Annotated in this window: 1 protein-coding gene; it reads left to right on the top strand. The window is 44.9% G+C overall.

What is annotated here, in order from left to right; genetic code table 11:
• A partial coding sequence (locus SORDD05_RS10305) for a hypothetical protein (RefSeq protein WP_231077334.1) occupies window positions 1-472 on the top strand: 472 nt, incomplete at both ends.

Raw genomic sequence — 472 nt, 5'->3', positions numbered from 1 at the left:
GCATCAGTAAGCTCAAGCGAATCAGCAAGCGCATCAGTATCTGCAAGTCAATCAGCTTCAGCATCAATATCTGCAAGTCAATCAACTAGCGCATCAGTAAGCGCAAGCCAAAGCGCTTCAGCATCAGTAAGTGCAAGCCAAAGTGCTTCAGCATCTGTATCAGCAAGCATCAGTGCAAGCCAATCCGCTTCAGCATCAGTATCTGCAAGCCAATCAGCTTCAGCATCAGTATCTGCAAGTCAATCAACTTCAGCATCTGTATCAGCTAGTCAATCAGCTTCAGCATCTGTAAGTGCAAGTCAATCAGCTTCAGCATCAGTATCTGCAAGTCAATCAGCTTCAGCATCAGTATCTGCAAGCCAATCAACTTCAGCATCTGTATCAGCTAGCCAATCAGCTTCAGCATCTGTAAGTGCAAGTCAATCAGCTTCAGCATCAGTATCTGCAAGTCAATCAACTTCAGCATCTGTAA

It is taken from the genome of Streptococcus oralis (genome assembly GCF_001578705.1).
GTDB classification, from domain to species: Bacteria; Bacillota; Bacilli; order Lactobacillales; family Streptococcaceae; genus Streptococcus; species Streptococcus oralis_J.
This window is presented reverse-complemented; position numbering and strand designations above follow the sequence as displayed.